At 72.4% G+C, this 22,447-nt stretch carries 19 protein-coding genes; 4 read left to right on the forward strand and 15 right to left on the reverse strand.

Annotated features, from left to right (window positions below; genetic code table 11):
* Window positions 1–23: 23 nt before the first annotated feature.
* The 5 genes from IE244_RS09245 to IE244_RS09265 all read right to left on the reverse strand — a co-directional run bounded on the left by IE244_RS09245 (window position 24) and on the right by IE244_RS09265 (window position 6,339).
* On the reverse strand, window positions 24–1,595 hold the full coding sequence (locus IE244_RS09245; RefSeq protein ID WP_191872375.1) for a PucR family transcriptional regulator: 1,572 nt from the start codon (window positions 1,593–1,595) through the stop codon (window positions 24–26).
* A gap of 17 nt (window positions 1,596–1,612) precedes the next feature.
* Complete coding sequence (locus IE244_RS09250) at window positions 1,613–2,896, reverse strand: aspartate aminotransferase family protein (protein ID WP_191872377.1); 1,284 nt, start codon at window positions 2,894–2,896, stop codon at window positions 1,613–1,615.
* Window positions 2,893–3,735 (reverse strand): nitrilase-related carbon-nitrogen hydrolase, encoded by an 843-nt coding sequence (locus IE244_RS09255; protein ID WP_191872379.1) that lies wholly within the window; start codon window positions 3,733–3,735, stop codon window positions 2,893–2,895. The genes IE244_RS09250 and IE244_RS09255 overlap by 4 nt, the downstream gene beginning before the upstream one ends.
* Before the next feature lie 207 nt (window positions 3,736–3,942).
* Window positions 3,943–5,949: a hypothetical protein gene (locus tag IE244_RS09260; protein ID WP_191872381.1), complete on the reverse strand. Its 2,007-nt coding sequence runs from the start codon at window positions 5,947–5,949 to the stop codon at window positions 3,943–3,945.
* Window positions 5,950–6,087: 138 nt separating this feature from the next.
* Complete coding sequence (locus IE244_RS09265; protein WP_191872383.1) at window positions 6,088–6,339, reverse strand: helix-turn-helix domain-containing protein; 252 nt, start codon at window positions 6,337–6,339, stop codon at window positions 6,088–6,090.
* A gap of 61 nt (window positions 6,340–6,400) precedes the next feature.
* On the opposite strand from IE244_RS09265, the gene map reads away from it, so the two are divergent.
* Both map and IE244_RS09275 read left to right on the forward strand, forming a co-directional pair.
* Window positions 6,401–7,204: a type I methionyl aminopeptidase gene (gene map / locus IE244_RS09270; RefSeq protein ID WP_191872385.1), complete on the forward strand. Its 804-nt coding sequence runs from the start codon at window positions 6,401–6,403 to the stop codon at window positions 7,202–7,204.
* A gap of 101 nt (window positions 7,205–7,305) precedes the next feature.
* On the forward strand, window positions 7,306–9,846 hold the full coding sequence (locus tag IE244_RS09275; protein WP_191872387.1) for an ATP-dependent Clp protease ATP-binding subunit: 2,541 nt from the start codon (window positions 7,306–7,308) through the stop codon (window positions 9,844–9,846).
* A 17-nt stretch (window positions 9,847–9,863) separates the two neighbouring features.
* Here the strand turns inward: IE244_RS09275 and ggt are convergent, their stop codons facing one another.
* The gene (gene ggt, locus IE244_RS09280; protein ID WP_191872389.1) at window positions 9,864–11,666 is read right to left on the reverse strand and encodes a gamma-glutamyltransferase; all 1,803 of its coding nucleotides are present in this window, start codon (window positions 11,664–11,666) and stop codon (window positions 9,864–9,866) included.
* A gap of 142 nt (window positions 11,667–11,808) precedes the next feature.
* Between ggt and IE244_RS09285 the strand changes: the two genes are divergently transcribed.
* Window positions 11,809–12,555, forward strand: a complete 747-nt coding sequence (locus tag IE244_RS09285; protein ID WP_191872391.1) for a hypothetical protein — start codon at window positions 11,809–11,811, stop codon at window positions 12,553–12,555.
* Between the two features lie 109 nt (window positions 12,556–12,664).
* On the forward strand, window positions 12,665–14,233 hold the full coding sequence (locus IE244_RS09290; RefSeq protein WP_191872393.1) for a CocE/NonD family hydrolase: 1,569 nt from the start codon (window positions 12,665–12,667) through the stop codon (window positions 14,231–14,233).
* Between the two features lie 46 nt (window positions 14,234–14,279).
* On the opposite strand, the gene IE244_RS09295 is transcribed toward IE244_RS09290, so the two are convergent.
* The 9 genes from IE244_RS09295 to IE244_RS09335 form a co-directional block, all read right to left on the reverse strand.
* Entirely contained in the window at window positions 14,280–15,158 is an 879-nt protein-coding gene (locus tag IE244_RS09295) for an amino acid ABC transporter permease (protein ID WP_191872395.1), read from the reverse strand.
* Complete coding sequence (locus IE244_RS09300) at window positions 15,155–15,799, reverse strand: amino acid ABC transporter permease (protein ID WP_191872397.1); 645 nt, start codon at window positions 15,797–15,799, stop codon at window positions 15,155–15,157. Before IE244_RS09300 ends, IE244_RS09295 begins: the two co-directional genes overlap by 4 nt.
* 20 nt (window positions 15,800–15,819) lie before the next feature.
* Entirely contained in the window at window positions 15,820–16,761 is a 942-nt protein-coding gene (locus IE244_RS09305; protein ID WP_191872399.1) for a glutamate ABC transporter substrate-binding protein, read from the reverse strand.
* A gap of 122 nt (window positions 16,762–16,883) precedes the next feature.
* The gene (locus tag IE244_RS09310) at window positions 16,884–17,339 is read right to left on the reverse strand and encodes a DUF6278 family protein (protein ID WP_191872401.1); all 456 of its coding nucleotides are present in this window, start codon (window positions 17,337–17,339) and stop codon (window positions 16,884–16,886) included.
* A 15-nt stretch (window positions 17,340–17,354) separates the two neighbouring features.
* Window positions 17,355–18,134 carry an exodeoxyribonuclease III gene (locus IE244_RS09315; RefSeq protein ID WP_191872403.1) on the reverse strand — a complete coding sequence of 260 codons (780 nt, stop codon included), beginning with the start codon at window positions 18,132–18,134 and terminating at the stop codon, window positions 17,355–17,357.
* A 35-nt stretch (window positions 18,135–18,169) separates the two neighbouring features.
* Complete coding sequence (locus IE244_RS09320; protein ID WP_191872405.1) at window positions 18,170–18,805, reverse strand: MBL fold metallo-hydrolase; 636 nt, start codon at window positions 18,803–18,805, stop codon at window positions 18,170–18,172.
* 52 nt (window positions 18,806–18,857) lie between these two features.
* Window positions 18,858–20,144 (reverse strand): bifunctional 3-oxoadipate enol-lactonase/4-carboxymuconolactone decarboxylase PcaDC, encoded by a 1,287-nt coding sequence (gene pcaDC, locus IE244_RS09325; RefSeq protein ID WP_191872407.1) that lies wholly within the window; start codon window positions 20,142–20,144, stop codon window positions 18,858–18,860.
* Between the two features lie 90 nt (window positions 20,145–20,234).
* On the reverse strand, window positions 20,235–20,966 hold the full coding sequence (locus tag IE244_RS09330; protein ID WP_191872409.1) for an SDR family oxidoreductase: 732 nt from the start codon (window positions 20,964–20,966) through the stop codon (window positions 20,235–20,237).
* Window positions 20,967–20,998: 32 nt separating this feature from the next.
* Window positions 20,999–22,432, reverse strand: a complete 1,434-nt coding sequence (locus tag IE244_RS09335) for an arsenate reductase/protein-tyrosine-phosphatase family protein (protein WP_191872411.1) — start codon at window positions 22,430–22,432, stop codon at window positions 20,999–21,001.
* Window positions 22,433–22,447: the final 15 nt, after the last annotated feature.

The raw sequence follows: 22,447 nt of genomic DNA on the forward strand, positions 1-22,447 counted from the left end.
GTTTTCGCAGGTCGTCGCATGTTTCACCCCTGTTGCGCATCATGCGCGAGGAGCGCGATGTGCACGGAGGCCGCCTGTTCGAAGTCGTCCAGGTCGACACCGAGGCGGCCCTGTATGGCCTCCAGGCGGCGGTAGAGGGCGGGCCGGGAGACATGGTGGAGCTGGGCGGTGCGGGACTTGTTGCGGCCGGTCGCCAGATAGGTCCGCAGGACGTTCAGCAACTCCGGCTCGGTGTCGCCGAGCAGCCCGTCCAGCTCCCGCTCGGCGAAGGACTGCACCTGCGGGTCGTCGCGCAGCAGGCGGATCAGACCGCGCAGGTGTACGTCCTTGAGGCGTACGACGGCCGGCAGGGCGAGGGCGGCCGAGGAGTCGGCGACGGCGTCGGCGACATGCCGGGCCTCGCGCAGTCCGGCGGGCACGTCGTCCCAGGCGGTGCGGGGGCCGGCGGCGGCGACCACGGCCTGTGACCCGGCGCTGAGCCGGGCCGCGAAGTGGGCGGTGAGGACCTCGGCGTCCTGGTCACGGGCGAGGCTGAGCAGCACGGCGGCCGCGCCGTCGGCCAGTTCGGCGGCCAGCCCGGACAGGCCCAGCAGGCGCAGCACACGGTCCAGTTCGGCCGCCGTGCGGTCCAGGACGACCAGCGGGACGAAGGTGCGCCGGTTGACCGGCAGCCCGGCCGCGCGTGCCCTGGGCAGCAGCCGGCAGGCCGGTACGACACCGGAGACCAGGTCGGTCAGCAGGCTCTGTGCGGACTCCTCCTCCCAGGAGTGCGCGGAGCCGCCGCCGAGCATGCGGTGCAGGACCAGTGCCTCGGCGGCGCGGTCGGCGAGCAGTCGCCCGGTGGCCGTCTCGCCCCGGTAGCCGCACAGCAGCAGCCGGCCCCAGCGCTCCCCTCGTCCGCCCAGTTCGGCGCTGATCCAGCCGCCGCCCGCGCCCGCGCCGGCCTGCCGGGCGACCCGCTCCCAGTCGCGCAGCACGTCGTCCACCGCGGACCGCTCCCCCGCCGTGGCGAGGACGCGGTGGGCGAGGTTGGTGACCACGACCGGGCAGCCGCTGTGCCGGGCGACCTCGTCGAGCAGGCGCTGCAGCGGAGCACCGGCCGTGATCAGGGCGGTGAGTTCGGTGCGTACGGCCTCCGAGAGGCTGACGGCGGCGAACTTGCGCCGCACCAGCCGGCACTGGACCTCCTCGGTCAGCTCGGCGAAGGGGAAGGGCCGGTGCAGGACGACCATCGGCAGTCCGCACCGTTCGGCGGCCCGGCGCATCACCTCGGGCGGCGCCGGGAAGGCCCGTCCGAGGCCGAGTACGACGGCGGCGGCCTCCGCCCGGTGCAGCGACTGGATGTACTCGGCCTGCTTGGCCTCGTCGCCGGCCAGGAGCACGCCGGTGGTGAGCACCATCTCGCCGCCGCTGAGCATCACGCCGACGTCGGCGGCCTCGGCGACGTGCACCCAGCGCACCGGCCGGTCGAGCTGCCCGGCCCCGGCCACCACCTCCGGCTCCCCGGCGAGCACCCGCTCCAGGGTGAGCACCTGGCGGACGGAGAGGGCGGGTTCCGGGGCAGGGACGTGCCGGGATTCCCAGGTGGTCGTCATGGCCGTACACCCGTTCTCTAGTACGTGCTCCTGAGCGCCCGTTCCAGGATCGCCGCGCCCTCCTCCGCCTCCGCGACGGTGAGCGACAGCGGTGGGGCGATGCGCAGGGCGCTGGTGTTGTGCCCGCCTCCCTTGCCGATGAGCAGGCCGCCCTCGCGGGCCGCCTCCAGTACGGCGGCGGCCGCCCGCGGGTCGGCCTCGTCGGTGCCGGGCCTGACCAGTTCGACACCGATCATCAGGCCGCGCCCGCGCACCTCGCGCACGCCGGGCAGCTGGGCGGCGACGGCACGCAGCCGCTCGATGAGCAGGCCGCCGACCCGGCGGGCGTTGCCCTGCAGGTCGTGCTCCAGCAGATACGTCAGGTTCGCCAGCCCGGCCGCCATGGTGAGCTGGGTGCCGCCGAAGGTGGAGATGCTGTTGGCGTCCAGGCAGTTCATGATCTCGGCGCGGGCGATCACCCCGCCGATCGAGCTTCCGTTGCCGACGCCCTTGGCGAAGGTGACGATGTCCGGCGGGCCGCTGCGGGCGTGCGCCTGCCAGCCCCAGAAGTGCTCGCCGGTACGGCCCCAGCCGGTCTGCACCTCGTCGGCGATCCACAGGACGCCCTGCTCGTCCAGGACCTCGCGGAAGGCGGCGTAGAGGCCGTCGGGCGGGGAGGTGAAGCCGCCGACGCCCTGGATGGGTTCGGCGATCAGCGCGGCGGGCGGCCGGGTGTGCCCCAGGATGTCCTTCAGGTCGGCGACGCACGCGTCGATGAACGCCCGGTCGTCCAGCTCGGCGTACGGTCCCCGGGTGCGGACGCCGCCGTGGACGTACAGGGTCTGCAGCGGCGACAGCGAGGTCGGCGACCAGCCGCGGTTGCCGGTGATGCCGACCGTGCTGAAGGAGCGGCCGTGGTAGCTGTTGCGCATCGCCAGGACCGTGTTGCTGCGCCGGTGGGTCGTGGCGAGCAGCAGCGCGGTGTCGTTGGCCTCGGTGCCGGAGGTGGTGAAGAAGACCCGGGCGTCCGGGATGCCGCTGAGCTGGGCGATGCGCTCGGCCAGGTCGACCATCGGCCGGTTCAGGTACAGCGTCGAGGAGTGGATGATCCGCCCGGCCTGTTCGCTGACCGCCTTGGTCACCTCGGGCAGCGCGTGGGCGGTCATCGTCGTCAGGATGCCGCCGAAGAAGTCCAGGTACTTGTTGCCGGCGGAGTCCCAGACGTGGCGGCCCTCGCCGTGGGTGATCTCGATCGGCTCGTCGTAGTACAGGGCGAGCCAGTCGGGGAGGACCTGGCGGTGGCGGGAGTAGAGGTCGTTCACGGCTGCACCAGCCCTTCGTAGGCGTCGGGGCGGCGGTCGCGGTAGAAGGCCCACTGCTGCCGCACTTCGTCGATGAGGCCGAAATCGAGGTCGCGGACGAGGAGTTCCTCGGACTTGTCGCTCGCGGCCTCGCCGACGAACTGCCCGCGCGGATCGACGAAGTAACTGGTCCCGTAGAAGTCGTTGTCGCCGTACTCCTCCTGCCCCACCCGGTTGATGGCGGCGACGAAGTACTCGTTGGCGACGGCCGCCGCGGGCTGCTCCAGCTGCCACAGGTGAGCCGAGAGGCCGCGGTGGGTGGCGGAGGGGTTGTAGACCAACTGGGCGCCGTTCAGGCCGAGTTGCCGCCAGCCTTCCGGGAAGTGCCGGTCGTAGCAGATGTAGACGCCGACCTTGCCCACGGCGGTGTCGAAGACGGGCCAGCCGAGGTTGCCGGGCTTGAAGTAGTACTTCTCCCAGAAGCCCTTGACCTGCGGGATGTGGTGCTTGCGGTACTTGCCGAGGTAGCTGCCGTCGGCGTCGATCACGGCGGCGGTGTTGTAGTAGAAACCGGACCGCTCGACCTCGAAGACCGGGACGACGACGACCATGCCGGTCTCCCTGGCGAGGTCCCGCATCCGGCGGACCGTCGGCCCGTCGGGCACCGGCTCGGCCCAGCGGTAGTGCTCCGGTTCCTGAACCTGGCAGAAGTAGGGCGAGTTGAAGACTTCCTGGAACCCGATGATCCTCGCGCCCGCGCGGGCCGCCTCGCGGGCGTGCTCCTCGTGTTTGGCCACCATGGACTCGGTGTCGCCGGTCCAGGTGGCCTGGACCAGTGCGGCTCGTACGACGTTGGTCATGAGCTGCTCCTTCGACGCGACCGTCAGAGCCTCTACGCCCGTAGAGCAGGCCGTAGAGGGACGAAAGTAAGCCTCCTGGAGGCCCTTGCCAAGACCATCGTCACCAACCCGCGGAGTTGATCACGTTTCACACTCCTGTGGGTGAGCACCACGACCGCCCGCAGGGGTGAAGCGGGGCAGACAGGGGCATTCCTCCCTGGGCGCCGGTCACGTGGTGTGCCCGGCCACCCGCAGTGCGTGCACGAGGTCCCAGTACCGCTCGTCGGAGACGGCCCGCGCGGCACGGAGGAGCAGCGGGACGAGCCGGTGGGGGACGGGGGCGGCGCTGCGGGCGGCCTCCTCGGCGGTACGGACCCGTACGCACGCGTCCAGCAAGGCTCCCGCCTCCCGCTGGCGGCCCTCCTCCTCCAGCCGCAGCACGGCCGCGCCGATCTGCTCCGGCGGACGGGCCACACCCTGCCGCAGCAGCTGCCGCCCGTCGGCGTCCCGGCCGACGGCGGTCAGCGCGTCGGAGACGGCGACCAGCCGCTCCGCGGGCAGCGAGGCGGCCTCCCACAGCAGCGTCACCCAGTCGGCACCGAGCCCGGCGCGGTCCAGCGCGTCCGCCAGCGGCGGGAACCGGCCGGCCGGCCACTGCGCGGCCTCGGTCAGCAGTACGTGCGCCTCCCCGCTGCGACCCTCGGCCCGCAACCGCGCCAGCCGCTCCACGACCCCGGCGACGGCCGCCCCCGCCGCCGCGTCCACCGTCCCGCCACCGTCCGGCTCCGCCTCGACGGCCTCCGCACCCCCGGCGAACCGGGCCCCACGCGCGGGCGCCTCCGGCATGACGGACGGCACCTGCTGCACGAGGTCCCCGTCCTCCGCCATCCCGGCGAACCGTGCACCGCCACGACGCCGCCTGCGCGGCTTGGCCGACGCCGAAGACCCCCCTGCCCGGGGCCCGGCCTCCCCTGGGCCCACCACAGGCGGCGCGAGGCCGTCCGCCGAGGGGGCCTGAACGGCCCTCTGGGCGGACGGGCCGATGTCAGGGGCGTCCGTGGGCACCTGCGCGGACAGGCCGGGGGCGGCGGCGTCCGTGGGCACCTGCGCGGACAAGGCGGGGGCGGCGGCGTCCGTCAGCGGGAAGGGCCGCGCCGGGGCGGGCGCGCCCGCGGCGTAGCCGACGGGGCCGGAGTCCTCACCCGCGCCGGACACGACCGGATACGAGGACCGGCCCCCGGCAGCCGCATCGGCGAACGGGGACCGCTGGACCGCAGCAGGAGGACCCGCCGTGAGGCCGAAGACGTCGGACTCCTCACCGGCACCGGACGCGACCGGATACGAGGACCGGCCCCCGGCAGCCGCATCGGCGAACGGGGACCGCTGGGCCGCAGCAGGAGGACCCGCCATGGAGGCAGCCGATCGGAAGCCCTCGTCGAAGGCGGACGCGGCGGCACGACCAGCGGCGTCGGAGGCGGGACCGGCGGCCCAGGACTCCGAGCCGGCCTCGCAGCGGACAGGGGGCTCGGTACGCGCGGAGGCGGGGGCGGACTCGGACGGGCGCCGGGCGGCGTCCCGGACAGGCCCGGCCACATCCCGCTCGACCCCGCCAAGAGGCCCGGCGGCATCCCGGGCCACCCCCTCAAAACGCCCGGCCCCGTCCCGCTGGGCCCCGTCGAGGGGTCTGCGGGGTGGCGTCTTCGGGGGCACGGCCGGGGGGCCCGCCTCCCGGCGGGCCAGCTCCGCCAAGCGTCCCCGGAGTTCCGCGCACCTCGCGGTGGCGCGGGCGTGGTCGTCCCGGGCCCAGGCGAGGTCGAGGCGCAGGGAGTCGGCCTCATCGGCGGAGGCCGGGGCGGACAGCAGGCGAGTCAGCGCGGCCTGGCGTTCGACGGCGTAGCGCTGCTCGCGGAGCATGACGTCGAGGCGGTCGGCCAGGGTGTCCCGCGCGCCGGGCCGGGCGTCGTACGCCGTGAGCGCGGCCCGGTGCAGGGCGCGGGCGCGCTCCCGCTCGGCCGCCGCGGCGGCGGGACCGTACCCCGCGGCGAGGTCCGCCAGCAGCGCCTCCACGACGTCCCACGGCGGCACCTCGCTGCCGTCCAGGCAGGCCCGCATGCCGTCGGGGTCGCGCTGCCAGAAGACCCCGCTCCAGCCACCGCCCGGCTCCAGGCGCGCCAGCAGGCCGTCCAGGTAGCTCGCGAACTCCCGCTCCCCACCGGGGAGTCGATCCACCGCCATCGCTCAGCTCCCGCCCGACCGCCGGCACTTCCATCGGGCAGGCAACACCAGTCGTGTTACGGCACTGCTACACAGAGTTTTCCGGCAGTGCGCGGGCGCCTCATCGCGGGCCGGGGGCCGTTGCGCGGAGCCGGCACCTCACACGGGCGCGGGCACACACAGCGCGACCAGCTCGTCCATCGACAGCCCGAGGACCTGGGCGAGCGCCGCCACGGTGAAGAACGCGGGCGTCGGCGCCCGGCCCGTCTCGATCTTGCGGAGCGTCTCGGCGGAGACGCCCGCCCGCGCGGCGACCTCGGCCATGCTCCGGCCGCCGCGCGCCTCGCGCAGCAACTGCCCGAGCCGCTCGCCGCGTTCGCGCTCTTCGGGGGTGAGGGGGGTGCGCACCATGCACCCATTCTAATACCGCCCCCTCCCTCGCCCCCATTTAAATACCGGTATAGTAATTGGCATGGTGGAACTGAAGACGGACACATCGATCGACGCGATGCACGCGGCGGGCCAGGTCGTCGGGCGGGCCCTGACGGCGGTACGGCAGGCCGCGGACGTCGGCGTCTCGCTGCTGGAGCTGGACGAGGTGGCACGGGAGGTGCTGCGCGAGGCCGGGGCCTCGTCGCCGTTCCTCGGCTACCGCCCCTCCTTCGCCACGACCCCCTACCCGGCGGTGATCTGCGCCTCCGTGAACGACGCGATCGTGCACGGCATCCCCACCCGGTACCGGCTGCGTGACGGCGACCTGCTCTCCGTGGACTGCGGCGCGGAGCTGGACGGCTGGGCCGGCGACTCCGCGCTGAGCTTCACGGTGGGCCGCCCGCGTCCGGCGGACCTCCGGCTGATCGAGACGGCCGAGCGCGCCCTGGCGGCGGGCATCGAGGCGGCCGTCGCCGGCAACCGCGTCGGCGACATCGCCCACGCCGTCGGCCGGGTGTGCCGTACGGCCGGCTACGGCATCCCGCAGGGCTTCGGCGGCCACGGCGTGGGCCGTCGTATGCACGAGGAGCCCGACGTCCCCAACGAGGGCCGTCCGGGGCGCGGACTGCCGCTGCGCCCCGGCATGGTCCTCGCGATCGAGCCGATGCTCATCGCCGGCGGCAAGGACGCCTACTACGAGGCCGGCGACGGCTGGACCCTGCGCACGAGCGACGGCTCCCGCGCGGCCCACGTCGAGCACACCGTGGCCGTCACGCACTCCGGTCCCCGGATCCTCACGGCGAGGCAGGCGCCCGCAGGCCGCGCACCAGCGCCTCGCCCGTAGGCGAACATGCCCACCCCCACGGATCGTGACAAGGTGGGCATGAGCAACCCGCCCCCGGGTTACCCGGCCGCTCCGCATGCCGTCAGCGAAGGAACCATGCGATGACCAACGGCTACCCTCCTGACCCCTTCGGTGAATTCATGGCCCGCTTCTTCGGCGGCCCCCCGAGCGGAGCGCAAGGGCCCCGCCACATCGACATCGGCCGCCTGCTCAGCCAGCCGGCTCGCGAGCTGGTCAGAGGGGCCGCCGTGTACGCCGCCGAGCACGGCAGCCGGGATCTGGACACCCAGCACCTGCTGCGCGCGGCGGTGGCGGCCGAGCCCACCCGGAGCCTGCTGAGCCGGGCGGGCGCGGACCCGGACTCGCTCGCGACGGAGATCGACGACCGGGCCGGTCCGGTGCAGCACCCGCCCGGCGAGGTGCCGCCGCCGACCTCGCTGTCGCTCACCCCGGCCGTCAAGCGCGCCCTGCTGGACGCGCACGACATGGCGCGGGCGAGCGGCGCCGGGTACATCGGCCCCGAGCACGTGCTGAGCGCGCTGGCCGCCAACCCGGACTCGGCGGCCGGCCACATCCTGCACGCGGCCCGGTTCTCGGCCGGCTCGCTGCCGGCCGAGGCCCCGGAGACCACCCAGACGCGCCCGGAACGGCAGCGCGCCACCGGCACGCCCACGCTGGACAAGTACGGCCGTGACATGACCGACCTGGCCCGGCAGGACCGGATCGACCCGGTGATCGGCCGGGACGCCGAGATCGAGCAGACCATCGAGGTGCTGTCGCGGCGCGGCAAGAACAACCCGGTGCTCATCGGCGACGCCGGCGTGGGCAAGACGGCCATCGTCGAAGGCCTCGCGCAGCGCATCGCGGACGGGGACGTCCCGGACGTGCTGGCGGGCCGCCGGGTCGTCGCCCTGGACCTCACCGGGGTCGTGGCCGGCACCCGTTACCGGGGCGACTTCGAGGAGCGCCTGAACAACATCGTGGAGGAGATCCGCGCCCACTCCGACCGGCTGATCGTGTTCATCGACGAGCTGCACACCGTCGTCGGTGCGGGTTCCGGCGGCGAGGGCGGCGCGATGGACGCCGGCAACATCCTCAAGCCCGCCCTCGCCCGGGGCGAGCTGCACATCGTGGGCGCGACCACGCTGGAGGAGTTCCGCCGGATCGAGAAGGACGCGGCGCTGGCCCGCCGCTTCCAGCCGGTCCTGGTGCCGGAACCGACGGTCGAGGACACCATCGAGATCCTGCGCGGGCTGCGCGACCGGTACGAGGCCCACCACCAGGTCCGCTACACCGACGAGGCGCTGCTGGCCGCCGTGGAGCTGTCGGACCGCTACCTCACCGACCGGCGGCTGCCGGACAAGGCGATCGACCTGATCGACCAGGCCGGCGCCCGGGTACGGCTCGGCGCGCGGACCAAGGGCACGGACGTGCGCGCGATGGAGCGGGAGGCCGAGCAGCTGGTCCGGGACAAGGACCAGGCCGTCGCCGACGAGGACTACGAGCAGGCCAAGCAGCTGCGCGACCGGATCGGCGAGCTGAAGCAGCGGATCGCCGAGGCGAGCGGCGACGACAAGGCCGACGAGGGGCTCGATCTGGAGGTGACGGCGGAGGCCGTCGCCGAGGTGGTGTCCCGGCGGACCGGCATCCCGGTCAGCCGCCTCACCCAGGAGGAGAAGGAACGGCTGCTCGGCCTGGAGGAGCATCTGCACCGGCGGGTCGTCGGCCAGGAGGAGGCCGTCGGCGTGGTCTCCGAGGCCGTGCTGCGCTCCCGCGCGGGGCTCGCGAGCCCCCACCGCCCGATCGGCAGCTTCCTCTTCCTCGGCCCGACCGGTGTCGGCAAGACCGAGCTGGCCCGGGCGCTCGCCGACGCGCTGTTCGGCAGCGAGGACCGCATGGTCCGCCTGGACATGAGCGAGTACCAGGAGCGGCACACCGTCTCCCGGCTGGTCGGCGCCCCGCCCGGATACGTCGGGCACGAGGAGGCCGGGCAGCTCACCGAGGTGGTGCGCCGGCACCCGTACTCGCTGCTCCTGCTCGACGAGGTGGAGAAGGCGCACCCGGACGTCTTCAACATCCTGCTCCAGGTCCTGGACGACGGCCGGCTGACCGACTCGCAGGGCCGGACGGTGGACTTCACCCACACGGTCATCGTGATGACGAGCAACCTCGGCTCCGAGGCGATCACCCGGCGCGGTGCCGGGATCGGGTTCGGGCCGGGTGGTGCGCAGGCGGACGAGGAGGCGCGCCGCGAGCAGATCCTGCGTCCGCTGCGCGAGCACTTCCGGCCGGAGTTCCTCAACCGCATCGACGAGATCGTGGTCTTCCGCCAGCTGACCGGTGAGCAACTGCGGCAGATCACGGACCTGTTGCTGGAGGGCACCCGGCGGCTGCTGGACGGGCAGGGCGTCGCGGTCGAGTTCACGCCCGAGGCCGTCGACTGGCTCGCCGAGCGCGGCTACCAGCCGGAGTACGGTGCCCGGCCGCTGCGCCGCACCATCCAGCGGGAGGTGGACAACCAGCTGTCCCGGCTGCTGCTGAACGGCACGATCTCCGAGGGCAGCCGGGTGACGGTGGGCACCCGGGACGGGCGGCTGGACTTCCGTACCGAGGAAGCCCGCCCGCCCGCACCGGAGCTGTGAAGCGTCTTCGGCGGGCCCTACGGCGCCGGGTCCACCACCATCGCCGAGCCGCCGCCGCGCCGTACCTTCTCGGCGGCGGCCAGCCACTTCCCGTCCGGCAGCCGTTGCACGCCGGTGGCCGCGCCGATCTCCGGGTTGAGTGAGAAGGAGTGCCCGATGGCCTCCAGCTGCTTCCTCGTGTCGCTGTTGTAGAGGGCCGGTTCGAGTTCCGTCCTGGCCGCGTTGCGCTGGCTGGCGCGGGGTGCGGCGATGGCGTCGACCAGCGGCAGACGCCGGTCGAGGAACTCTGTCAGGGTCTGCAGCACGGTCGTGATGATGGACGCGCCCCCGGGTGAACCGAGCGCCACCACCGGCCTGTTGTGCCCGTCCAGCACGATCGTGGGGGAGATCGACGAGCGGGGCCGCTTGCCCGGGCCGGGCAGGTTCGGGTCGTGCACCGCCGGGTTCGCCGGGACGAAGGAGAAGTCGGTGAGCTCGTTGTTGAGCAGGAAGCCCCGGCCGGGCACGGTCATGCCGCTGCCGCCGGTCTGCTCGATGGTGAGCGTGTAGGCGACGACGTTGCCCCACTTGTCGGCCACGGTCAGATGCGTGGTGTTCTCGCCCTCGTACGTCGTCGGGGCCGCCGTGCCGCCCGGTGCGCAGGCCGCGGGGTCGCGCGGGTCGCCGGGGGCCAGCGGGCTGGTGAGGACCGCGTCGTCCTTGATCAGGCAGGCGCGGGAGTCGGCGTACCGCTGCGACAGCAGCTGTTTCGTCGGTACGTCCTCGAAGGCGGGGTCGCCGACCCAGCGCCCGCGGTCGGCGAAGGCGATCCGGCTCGCCTCGATGTAGTGGTGCAGGTACTGCACCTCGCCGGCCTTCGACAGGTCGGTGTTCTCCAGGATGTTGAGCGCCTCGCCGACCGTCGTGCCGCCCGAGGAGGAGGGTGCGATGGAGTACACGTTCAGACCGCGGTACGACGTCCTGGTGGGCGCCTGGGGCTTGGCGCGGTAGACGGCGAGGTCCTTCTCGGCGAGCTTGCCGGGGCGGGCGTTCCAGCCGGAGGCGGGGTCCACGGGCGGGTGTTCGACCGTCTTGACGATGTCGTCGCCGATGTCCCCGCGGTAGATCGCGCCGACGCCCCTGCGGCCCAGTTCCTCGTAGGTGCGGGCGAGTTCGGGGTTCTTCAGGGTGGAGCCGACGACGGGGAGCTGTCCGTCCGGCAGGAACAGCCTGGCGGTGTCGGGGAAGTAGCGGAACCGGGCCTCGTTGGACGCGGTCTGCGCGCGGAAGGTGTCGTCCACCGTGAAGCCGTCCCGGGCGATCCGCTCGGCCGGCCTGAGGACGGTGGCGAGCCTGTCGCTGCCCCACTCGTCCAGCGCCTCCTGCCAGGTGGCGGGGGTGCCCGGGGTACCGACGCTCAGGCCGCTGCTGACGGCGTCGGCGAACGCGAGCGGCTTGCCGTTCTCCGTGAACAGGTCGGAGTCGGCGCTGAGCGGCGCCGTCTCGCGGCCGTCGATGGTGTGCACGGTGCGCGTCTTGGCGTCGTAGTAGACGAAGTAGCCGCCTCCGCCGACGCCGGCGGAGTAGGGCTCGGTGACACCGAGCGCCGCGGCGGTGGCGACGGCCGCGTCGACCGCGTTGCCGCCGTGTCTGAGCACCTCGATGCCGGCGGCGGAGGCGTCCGCGTCGACGCTGGCCACGGCACCGCCGTAGCCGACGGCCACGGGAACCTTGCCGCCCGTACGGGCCGTCGCCGGGGCGGGCGGCGCCGCCGCCCCCACCGACACCATTGCGGCCGAGACCGCCAGAACCGCCAGTTTCCGCGTAGCTGGGCGACCCATGCGTACCTCCCGTCGGGACAGTCCGCGCAGCGTAACCAGATCGGTCCAGTACCGACAGTACGCCTGCGCGCCCTGCCGCACGAACGCCGCGCGTCGAACACGGGTACGTGGCCTTGGCCCGGGCCCGCTACCATGCGCGGCCATGAACGACGACGTACGCAACATCGTCCTGGGGCTGGTGGCGACCGGGATCTCGGCCTCCCTCGGCTGGCTCGCCAGAACGTACCTGTGGCGGCGCAAACTGCGCCGCAAACAGGTGTTCTTCGGGATGCCGGACCACTCGGAGTCGCTGCTGGTGGTCAACCACACCGCGGGCGGGCCGGAGTTGTCGGTGAAGCGGTACGACGTGTTCGCCCTGCTGGAGCTCTCCGCGCTCATCAAGGACTGCAACGCGCACGTCCAGGTGGTGGCGCACGACGCCATCCAGCAGGGCTTCGGCGAGCGCACGGAGTTCTGCGTCGGCGGTCCGTACTCGAACCGCCGGATGGCGGCTCATCTCTCCTCGCTGCTGCCGGGCGCGCGCATGAACGTGGAGACCGACGCCGGTCCGGAGCTCGGCGCCCTGCGGATCGGCGGGGAGGAGTACCGCATGGAGCGCGGGCGGTGCGAGTACGTCCTGCTCGCCCGGCTCAGCGCGGACGGCCGGGCGGAGTCCCGCCCGGTGTTCCTCTTCTGCGGCCAGCGCGCCATCACCAACCAGGCCGCGACCCGGTATCTCGCCCGCCACCACGAGCGGTTGCACCGCAAGTACGGCACCGGTTCCTTCGTCCTGCTGCTGAAGGTGGTCAACTCCCAGGCGTACGGCCCCGACGTGGTCGAACTGGTGGCGGACGTGACGCGGGCGGCGCGGACGCCCCTTCCCGAACCGGCCGCCGCCGTCGGCGAGTGATGTCTCAACATTCTTTACTGGCACGTAACTTACCGACGGGTTACTTACGGTAAGGGAACGAGGTTACCGTCGGGTCACTTTGCACTGTTGACTAGTGAAGGAGTGACCCATGGGACACGGTCGCACCACGCTGCGCGGCGCCACCGCCGGAGCGGTCTCGGCGGCGCTGATCGCCGGCACCGTCGTCGGCCTGGCGCCCGCCGCCGAGGCCGCCGCCCCGTCCGTGCGCTTCGTGGACATCACGGGTGACGGCGGCACCGTACTGAAGGGGAACGTCGTCACGCCCGCCGGCGCCGACGGCTCACGCCGCTACCCGCTGCTCGTACTGCCCACGAGCTGGTCCTTCCCGCAGGTCGAGTACCTCGCCCAGGCACAGAAGCTCGCCGACGCCGGCTATGTGGTGCTCACCTACAACGTGCGCGGGTTCTGGCAGTCCGGCGGGCAGATAGAAGTGGCCGGTCCGCCGGACGTAGCGGACGCCTCCAAGGTCATCGACTGGGCCCTCGCGCACACGCCGGCCGACCCGCGGCACGTGGGCATGGCAGGGGTGTCGTACGGCGCCGGGATCAGTCTGCTCGCCGCCGCGCACGACAAGCGCATCAAGGCCGTGGCCGCGCTCAGCGGCTGGGCGGACCTGATCGACTCCATCTACTCGGGCCGCACCCAGCATGTGCAGGCCGCCGCCGTCCTGGACGGCACGGCCACCCTCACCGGCCGCGAGAGCCCGGAACTGAGGGAGATCTTCGACAACCTGTACTCCTCGAACCTGTCGAAGGAACAGCAGATGATCGACTGGGGGCGGAAGCGTTCCGCCGCGACCTACGTCGACCAGCTGAACAGCAACGGCGCGGCCGTGATGCTCGCCAACGCCTGGGGCGACACGGTCTTCCCGGTGAACCAGTACGCACGGTTCTACGAGAAGCTGACCGGGCCCAAGCGGCTCGAACTGCGGCCCGGCGACCACGCGACCGCCGAGCTGCCGGGCCTGTTCGGACTGCCCAACGACGTGTGGACGGACACCGGGCGCTGGTTCGACCACTATCTCAAGGGAGCCGACAACGGCATCGACCATGAACAGCCGGTCCAGCTGAAGTCCCGTAGCGCGGGGGGGTACGAGGGCTACCCGGACTGGAAGTCGGTCGAGGCGGCGCGGAGGAAGTTCGCGCTCACGGGCTCCAGCACCATCCACGCGAACGTCGACTCCGGCGCGGACGGCGGGATCGTCTTCCTCTCCAGCATCCTCGACCAGATCGCCCAGCTGCCGCCGATGGCCTCGATCCCGCTGCTGCCGCGCCGCTGGGCGGCGGTGTGGCAGTCGGAGCGGTACGCCGGCGCGCAGCAGGTGCGCGGCACGGCCACCCTGCACACCACGCTCACCCCGACCGCGGAGAGCGGCACCCTCATCGCCTACCTGTACGACGTGGGGCCGCTGGGTGTCGGCAAGCTGGTCACGAACGCGCCGTACACCTGGCACGGACGGACGCCCGGCGAGCCGTTCGACGTCGACCTGGACCTGTTCTCCACGGCCTACGACGTTCCCGCCGGGCACCGCCTCGCGCTGGTCGTCGACACGGTCGACCCGCTGTACATCGAGCACAACCCGTCCGGCGCGCAGCTGACCTTCTCCTCGCCCTCGGACGACCCGTCGTACGTGTCCGTCCCCGTGCGCGAGCAGTGATCTCCGGCTGCCGCCGGACGAGCCTGGCCCGTGAACTGCCGTCCCCCTAGGGTTTCGGGGCCATGGGGGGCTCCCCACCCGGCAGCGGCGCCCCAGGGCCGGCCGCGGCGACCGCCACGGCCTCGGTCCTGGGGCTGCGCTGCTCACGGCGGGACACCCGGCCGGCGCACCACGAGAGCAGCATGCACATCCCGATGTAGATCGGCGAGATCACCATCACCACAGGGATGAACGGCAAATCGTAGTCGAGGTTGGAGGCGATGAGCTTCCCGGCATGGAGGAACTCCTCGTAGGTGACGAGATAGCCGAGCGAGGTGTCCTTCAGGGCGACCACCAACTGGCTGATGACGGCGGGCAGCATGGCGCGCACCGCCTGCGGGAGAAGGACGTGCGCCATGACCTGGGTCTTACGCATGCCGAGCGCGAACGCGGCCTCCCGCTGGCCGCGTTCGACGGCGTTCACACCGGAGCGGAGGACCTCGGCGAGCACCGAGCCGTTGTACAGGGTGAGTCCTGCGACGAGCGCGGGCAGCGGCTGGACCTTCAGCGCCACGAAGATGAAGAAGATCATCACGAGTACGGGCATGGCGCGGAAGAACTCCACGACGAGCGCGGCCGCCCACCGCACCGGCCGGTGGTCCGACAACCGCCCGACGGCCAGCAGCCCGCCGAGGGCGAGGGAGAGGAGGGCGGCGATCGCGAAGGCCTTCAGCGTGTTGCCGAGGCCGCGCAGCAACAGCTCCTGGATCCCCTTGTACGCGAAGGGCGTCCACTTGGTGGTGGTGAACTGGCCGGTGTCGACGAGGAGATACAGGATCCAGGCGACCAGGCCGAGGATGACGGCGGTGGCGAGGACGCCGTAGACGCGGTGCCGCTGCCGGGTGCGTGGTCCGGGGACGTCGTAGAGGGCGGTGGCACCGGTCACCGGGCGACTCCCCAGGTCCGCTCCAGCACATGGAACAGCGCGCTGATGGCGAGCGTGACGATCAGGTAGCCGACGGCGATCCAGACGAAGGTCCAGATGATGTTGTAGCCGAGTTCGTTGATGGTCTTGTAGGTGCCGAGCAGTTCGGTGACGCTGAAGGCGCCCGCGATCGCGGAGTTCTTGGCGAGCGCGATGAGCGTGGAGCCGATCGGCGGGATCACCGCCCGGAAGGCCTGCGGCAGCACGACCAGGCTCAGCGTCTGCCCGAACGTCATGCCGAGGCTGCGGGCCGCCTCGCCCTGCCCCTTGGGCACGGTGTTGATGCCGGAGCGCAGCGCCTCGCAGACGAACGCCGAGGTGTAGCAGCCGAGGGCGAGGACCGCGAACACGTCGAAGGGCAGCACGAGTCCGAACCGCGGCAGCCCGAGCAGCACCGCGAAGAAGAGCAGGGTGAGCGGGGTGTTGCGCAGGACCGTGACCCACACCGTGCCGAACGCGCGCAGCGCGCCGACGGGCGCGACCCGGAAGGACGCCGTCACGAAGCCCAGCGCGAGGGCCAGCAGGGAGGCGTAGACGGTGAGCCGGACCGTTCCGAGGAAACCGGCGCCGTAGGTCGAGAAGTTGTCCGTCAGTACGTTCATGCGGTCCTCGCGGTCCTCGCTCAGCTCGCCGGATAGCGGTCGATCGCGGGCGGACGGGGGGCGGGCACGCCGGACAGGCCGAGCGTGGCCTCGTACGCCTTCCTCCAGTCGCCGTCCTTCTCCCGTGCCTCCAGGGCGTTGTCGAGGGCGAGGCGCAGCGCGGTGTCCGCGTGCGGGACGCCGATGCCGTACGGCTCCCTGGAGAAGGGCCTGCCGACGACCTTGAGTGCGTCCGGGGCCTTGGCGGCGTAGCCGATGAGGATGGCGTCGTCGGTGGTGACCGCGTCGACCTGGTAGGTGAGCAGGTTGTCGACGCAGACCGAGTAGGTGTCGTAGGCGACCAGGATCGCCTTCGGGTAGTCGGCCCTGATGCGCTGGTACGGCGTCGAGCCGGCCGCCGAGCAGACGCGTTCGCCGTCGAGGTCCTGGGGACCGTGGATGTCCTTCTCGTCCGAGCGGACCAGCAGGGACTGGCCGGCCAGGTAGTAGGGGCCGGCGAAGCCGACGAGTTTCCTGCGGCCCGGATTGATGGTGTAGGTGCCGACGTAGTAGTCGATCTGGCCGTTCTGCAGGGCCGTCTCGCGGTTGGCGGAGGCGATGGTCCGGAACCGGATGGTCCGCGGTGGGAAGCCGAGGGAGGCGGACATCATCCTGGCGATCTCGATGTCGAAGCCGGAGTAGGTGCCGGTCGCCGGGTCCCGCTCGCCGAGATAGGGCTGGTCCTCCTTGGCGCCGACGACGAAGTGGCCGCGCCTCCTGGCCCGCGTCCAGGTGGCGGACGCGGGCAGGCCGAAGCCCCGGGCCACCCGGTAGTGCGGCAGTTCGCCGGCCGCCGGGCCCTTGACCGGCGGGCTGCCCTCCTTGCCGCAGGCGGCCGCGAGCAGCACGAGGAGGGTGAACAGGGCGAGGGACGCACGAGCGGTACGGACGTGGTGCGGTTCGATCAACGGATCGACGGCCATACGCAGCCCTACTCGCTCTCAGCCGTGTCGTGGTTGCCGCAAACTATCCAGACGGCAGCGGCATTGAGGGACGACACGCACTTTTCGGGCATAAGCCGTATTTACGGCCGCTGAGGGTGCGCTCAGGTCTCGGCGATCTCCGCGTACAGCTGGGACAGCTCGGGGACACCGCTCGCCGCCCAGTCCTGTCCGGCGGCCCCGACCTCCACCTCACGGCCGGAGGCCAGCCGTACGACGGGCTCGCCGTCGGAGCGGATCCGCCAGGCGGCGCCGGGCACGGTGCGCACCACGACCGTGCCCAGGTACAGCCCCGCGTCGTGGCCCAGCCAGGGCAGCGTCTCGGCGTCGTCGCGCCAGCGCGGGACGAGCTGGTCCAGCGCCTCCAGCGAGGCCGGGGTGTCGTCGAGGAGGACGCCCGCCCGGGTCGCCTGCGAGCGCAGCAGCTCGCACTCGGAGAGCAGCGCGGCGACCGCCTCGGCGTCGGCCGGCGGCCTCCCCGCGCTCGAACGCGCTCGCACGAGGGCGCCCCCGTCGTCACCGTTCTTCTTGTGCCGGTGGCCCAGGAACGGAAGGTTCATGGACCCAGCGTGGCATCAGACGTCGAGGTCGACCACCACCGGTGCGTGATCGGAGGCACCCTTGCCCTTGCGCTCCTCGCGGTCGACGTAGGCGTCCTTGACGGACTTGGCGAACGGTTCGTTGCCGTACACCAGGTCGATGCGCATGCCGCGGTTCTTCGGGAAGCACAGCTGGCGGTAGTCCCAGTACGTGAACGGGTGGTCGTACTTCAGCGGGCGGGGCACCACGTCGTCCAGGCCCGCCTCGCGCAGGGAGGCCAGGGCGGCGCGCTCGGCGGGGGTGACATGCGTCAGGCCCTCGAAGGCGGCCACGTCGTAGACGTCGTCGTCGGTCGGCGCCACGTTGTAGTCACCCATGACCGCGAAGGGGCGGCTGCCCTGCGCGTCGCCGTACACGGCCGCCTTGAGGGCCTCGAACCACTGGAGCTTGTACGCGTAGTGCGGGTGCTCCACCTCGCGGCCGTTGGGGACGTACACCGACCAGACGCGGACCGGGCCGCAGGTCGCAGAGATGGCGCGCGGCTCGGTGACGCCGTCGAAGCCGGGGTCGCCGGGCAGGCCCTTGACGACGTCCTCCACGCCGACGCGGGAGAGCACGGCCACGCCGTTCCACCGGCCGGTCGCGTGGACCGCCGACTCGTAGCCCAGCTCGCGCAGCTGGTCGGACGGGAACTGGTCCTCGGCGACCTTGGCCTCCTGGAGGCAGAGCACATCGGTGCCGCTGCTCTCCAGCCAGGCCAGCAGCCTCGGAAGGCGGGCGGTGATCGAGTTCACGTTCCAGGTGGCGATGCGCATGTCTCACAACCTACCCGGAGCCTCTGACAACGGACTCAGATCTCGGTCGAGCCCCCCGGCGACAGCCGCTGGTGGTCCGTGCCGCCCAGGGCGCCGATCTGGCGGTCGTAGATCGGCCGGGCCAGATCGGTGAGCAGGGCGTCGTGGACGTCGTAGGCGCGCCGCGGCCGTACCTCGCGGACGTAGTCGATGACTTCGGAGATCTTGTTCCACGGAGCCATCACCGGGAGCATCAGCGTCTCCACCTCCCGGTGAGGGACGGTGAGGGCGTCGCCGGGGTGGAAGACCTTGCCGCCGTCGAGCAGATAGCCGACGTTGGTGATGCGCGGGATGTCCGGGTGGATCACCGCGTGCAGCTCGCCGTGGACCTGCACCTCGAAGCCGGCCGCGGTGAAGGTGTCACCGTGGCCGACCGTGTGCACCCGGCCCGGGAAGGCCGCCGAGATCTGGTCGGCGACGGACTTCAGCGACCAGATCCGGGCGGCCGGGTTGTTCTCCATGGCGGCGCGCAGCCGGAACTCGTCGAAGTGGTCCGGGTGCTCGTGCGTGATCAGGATCGCGTCCGCGCCGAGCGCGGCGTCCTCCTCGCTGAAGCCGCCCGGATCGATGACAAGCGTCTGCCCGTCCTTGTCGAGGCGGACGCAGGCGTGGGACTTCTTCGTGAGCTTCATGGCTCACCATCCTGCCGAACCCCGCGGCCGGCCCGGCCCGGCGGCGCGCGGCTCACTCGGCGGGCGTGGTCTCCTCCAGGATGACCTGCCGGGCCACCCGGAACGCGCTGCCCGCGGCCGCCACCCCGCAGTACACGGCCGTCTGCAGCAGCACCTCCTTGATCTCGTCCGGGGTGAGCCCGTTGCGCAGGGCCGCCCGGGTGTGGACGGCCAGCTCCTCCAGATGGCCGCCCGCGGCCAGCACGGACAGCGTGACGCAGCTGCGGGTACGGCGGTCGAGGCCGGGCCGGTCCCAGACCTCGCCCCAGGTGTAGCGGGTGACGAAGTCCTCGAAGTCCCCGGAGAAGCCGTCGGCCTGCGCCAGCGCCCGGTCCACGTGCGCGTCGCCCAGCACCTCCCGGCGGATCTTGAGGCCCGTCTCGTACCGGTCGGGCCGCGCGGCCGGCTGGGCCGGTGCGGCGGCCGGGGCTATCTCGGCCACCGGCACGGCCGGCGGCACCGCCGCCGGGACCGGGACGGCCGAGGCCGCCGGCAGAACCGTCTGGCCGGTGTCGAAGGGCTGCTGCCAGGCGGTGGAGAAGTGGTGCGCCAGCAGGTCGGTGACGGCCGCCGGCTGTTCGACCGGCACCAGGTGGGAGGCGCCGGGGACGACCGCGAGCCGGGCGTCCGGGATGCCGGCGACCAGGGTGCGGGCCTCGGCAGGCCCGGTGACCTGGTCGTCGGCGCCGACGAGCACGAGCGTCGGCACGCCGACCCGGGCCAGCTCGGGCCGTACGTCGAACGCGGCGAGCGCCTCACACGCGGCGATGTAGCAGCCCGGGTCGGTGGTGCGGACCATCTGCACCGCCCACTCGGTGATCGCCGGCTGGGCCGCGGCGAACCCGCCGGTGAACCAGCGGTCGGGCGCGGTCCGGGCGATCGGGTCGAGTCCGTTCGTCCGTACGACCACCCCGCGCTGCCGGAACTCGTCGGCGGTCCCGAACCGGGGCGAGGCCGCGACCAGCGCCAGCGAGGCGAGCCGTTCGGGGTGGCGCAGGGCCAGCTCGATGCCGATCGCACCGCCCAGCGCGCAGCCGGCGTAGCCGAACCGCTGCAGACCGAGCGAGTCCAGCGTGGCCAGCAGCCGGGTGGTCAGCTCGGCGACGGAACCGGCCGGGTGGGCGGGGGCCCCGCCGTGGCCGGGCAGGTCGAACCGCAGGACCCGCCACTGTTTGGTCAGCTCCGGCACCTGGCGGTCCCACATGTGGCGCGTGGTGCCGAGGGAGGGTCCCAGGACCAGGACGGGGGCGCTTTCCGGTCCGTCGAAGCTGTATTCCAGGAGTTCAGTCGTCGTGCTCACCCGTTCACGCTCCCATGTCCCCCACCGAAAACCGAAAGCGGGTCGGCCCGGCGGCGGGAGACGGGGACGACGAAGGGGGTGCGGGAGCCCTCAGGCCGGGGGCTGCCGGGTGGACACCATCGCGATCTCGACCAGGTGCACGTCCGGGGAGGTGTTCAGCACATGACGGACCTGGGCCGCGACATCCTCCGGCCGCAGGCCGTGTTCCTGCTGGTCCCTCCCGGCCTCGGCGCGCAGCACCGGATCGGTGATGTACGCGCCGCGGTTCGTGTCGACGGTTCCGGGTGAGATGACCGTGACGCGCACTCCGCGTGGGTGCAGCTCGTTTCGGAGTGCTTCGCTCAGCGCGTGGACGGCGTGTTTGGTGGCGGCGTACATTCCGGTGGCCGGATGGCTCACCCGACGGCCGCTCATGGAGCTTATGTTGATGACCTGGGCGCACGGGCTGTCGGTGAGGTACGGGACCGCGGCCCGGGTGACCGCGGCAAGGCCGAGCACGTTGAGCTCGATCATGTCCCGCCAGTCCGCGAGGAGGCCGTCGGCCACATAACCGAGGCGGAACGTGCCGACGTTGTTCACGACCGCGTCGAGGCCGCCGAGCGCGGAGCACGCCGTGCGCACCGCCTCGTCGATCCGCTCCGCCTCCCGGAGATCGGCGACGACGGCCGTGCCACCGATCTCCCGGGCCAGTTGCGCCAGCTCCCGCTCACGACGGGCCAGCACCGCCACCCTGGCTCCCCGCGCGCCCAGGTCGCGGGCGATCGCCTCGCCGATGCCCGATGAGGCTCCGGTGACCAGCACCCTCCGGCTCGTCAGGTCCATGTGTCGTCATCCGCCCCTTCCGCAGGCCGCGATCATGCCAGTCGCGCGAGCAGCTCTCTGGTTTCGGCCGTGTGCGGGTGCCCGGCCCCCAGTGTGGTCTCACGGAGGGGAAGCAGCTCGTGCAGCATCCCGACGGCGCTCTCGGTGTCGCCGCAGTGAGCGGACCATCGCGCGAGCTCGTGCCAGGTCGTCAGCGTCCGTGGATGGTGGGCCCCCTGGACGCTCCTGCGCAGGGGGAGCAGCTGGCGCAGCATCTCCACGGCGCTCGCGCCGTCTCCGGCCTCGCCGGTCCACCGGGCGAGCTCATGCCGGGAGGTGAGGAAGCTGCAGTGGCCGCTGCCCAGCGCCTGTTCCCGGGCCGGGAGGAGTTCGGTGAACAGCGCGACGGCCCGGGCCGGGTCACCCGCCTCGCCCACGCGCCGCGCGATCTCGTGCCGGGTGGTCAGGGTGTCCGGATGCCCGGCGCCCAGGCATCGCTCCTTCACCGCGAGCACCTGCTGGAGCAGGGCCAGGGCCGCGGCGGTGTCGCCGGATTCCGCGAGCCAGTAGGCGTGACGGTGCCGGGTGGTCAAGGTGTCCGGGTGTTCGGGACCGAGGACCCGTTCCCTTACCGGCAGGAGTGCCTCGCAGAGCTCCGCGGCCGTCGCCGGGTCGCCGGCCTCTCCGGTCCAGAAGGACAGGTTCTGCCGGCTGTGCAGGGTGCCGGTGTGCTCAGGCCCGGCGATGCGCTCCCACTGCGGCACGTAGGTGCGGAAGAGGGAGAGCGCCTTCAGCGGATCGCCGGCCTCACCGATCCAGTGGGCGTGGATGTCGCGCGTGGTGAGCGTTTCGAGGTGCTCGGCGCCGTACTCCCCCTCGTAGGCCAAAACGAGTTCACCGAAGAGACGGGCCGCCTCGGCCGGGTCTGCCTCGCCCTGTTCGTCGGCGCGCCTGCGCCGCTCCTCAAGGCGCCGGCGGGCCGGCGTACCGTGGGTCGCCGACGGGGTGCTCGTGGTGCTCGTCTCCTGTTCGACGGCCGTGCGCACCCACTCCAGCAGCCCGGGCAGGGCGTCCTCGATGATGCGCAGGACCTCCCGGAAGTCCGCTTCCTCGCCGTAGAACGGATCGGGTACGTCCAGGTCCGGGCCCGCTGCCGGGTCGAAAGAGCGCAGCATACGGACCCTGGAGTGGTCGTCCAGCCTGTCCCGCAGGATGCTCGCCTGGTTCGCGTCCATGGCCAGGATCAGGTCCGCGGACAGGTGGCCGTCGTCGAGTACGGCCGCCGTGTGGTCGGCGGGACAGCCGTGTTCCTTCAGCAGTGCCGCGGTCCTGGGATCGGCCGGCTCTCCCGCGTAGTAGTCGATGGTTCCGGCGCTGGTCACCCGGACCCGGTCGAAGAGCCCGGCACGCCGCAGATGCTCCCGGAAGACCAGCGCCGCCATGGGCGACCGGCAGATGTTGCCCTTGCATACGAAACACACATGCATGACGCTTCCGTTCCG

Source organism: Streptomyces filipinensis (assembly GCF_014649495.1).
GTDB lineage: Bacteria > Actinomycetota > Actinomycetes > Streptomycetales > Streptomycetaceae > Streptomyces > Streptomyces filipinensis.

Coding starts and splice junctions, on each gene's coding strand:
- IE244_RS09245 (WP_191872375.1), bottom strand. CDS start 1,595: ATGACGACCACCTGGGAATCCCGGCACGTCCCTGCCCCGGAACCCGCC.
- IE244_RS09255 (WP_191872379.1), bottom strand. CDS start 3,735: ATGACCAACGTCGTACGAGCCGCACTGGTCCAGGCCACCTGGACCGGC.
- IE244_RS09260 (WP_191872381.1), bottom strand. CDS start 5,949: ATGGCGGTGGATCGACTCCCCGGTGGGGAGCGGGAGTTCGCGAGCTAC.
- IE244_RS09265 (WP_191872383.1), bottom strand. CDS start 6,339: ATGGTGCGCACCCCCCTCACCCCCGAAGAGCGCGAACGCGGCGAGCGG.
- map (WP_191872385.1), top strand. CDS start 6,401: ATGGTGGAACTGAAGACGGACACATCGATCGACGCGATGCACGCGGCG.
- IE244_RS09275 (WP_191872387.1), top strand. CDS start 7,306: ATGACCAACGGCTACCCTCCTGACCCCTTCGGTGAATTCATGGCCCGC.
- ggt (WP_191872389.1), bottom strand. CDS start 11,666: ATGGGTCGCCCAGCTACGCGGAAACTGGCGGTTCTGGCGGTCTCGGCC.
- IE244_RS09285 (WP_191872391.1), top strand. CDS start 11,809: ATGAACGACGACGTACGCAACATCGTCCTGGGGCTGGTGGCGACCGGG.
- IE244_RS09290 (WP_191872393.1), top strand. CDS start 12,665: ATGGGACACGGTCGCACCACGCTGCGCGGCGCCACCGCCGGAGCGGTC.
- IE244_RS09300 (WP_191872397.1), bottom strand. CDS start 15,799: ATGAACGTACTGACGGACAACTTCTCGACCTACGGCGCCGGTTTCCTC.
- IE244_RS09305 (WP_191872399.1), bottom strand. CDS start 16,761: ATGGCCGTCGATCCGTTGATCGAACCGCACCACGTCCGTACCGCTCGT.
- IE244_RS09310 (WP_191872401.1), bottom strand. CDS start 17,339: ATGAACCTTCCGTTCCTGGGCCACCGGCACAAGAAGAACGGTGACGAC.
- IE244_RS09315 (WP_191872403.1), bottom strand. CDS start 18,134: ATGCGCATCGCCACCTGGAACGTGAACTCGATCACCGCCCGCCTTCCG.
- IE244_RS09320 (WP_191872405.1), bottom strand. CDS start 18,805: ATGAAGCTCACGAAGAAGTCCCACGCCTGCGTCCGCCTCGACAAGGAC.
- IE244_RS09330 (WP_191872409.1), bottom strand. CDS start 20,966: ATGGACCTGACGAGCCGGAGGGTGCTGGTCACCGGAGCCTCATCGGGC.
- IE244_RS09335 (WP_191872411.1), bottom strand. CDS start 22,432: ATGCATGTGTGTTTCGTATGCAAGGGCAACATCTGCCGGTCGCCCATG.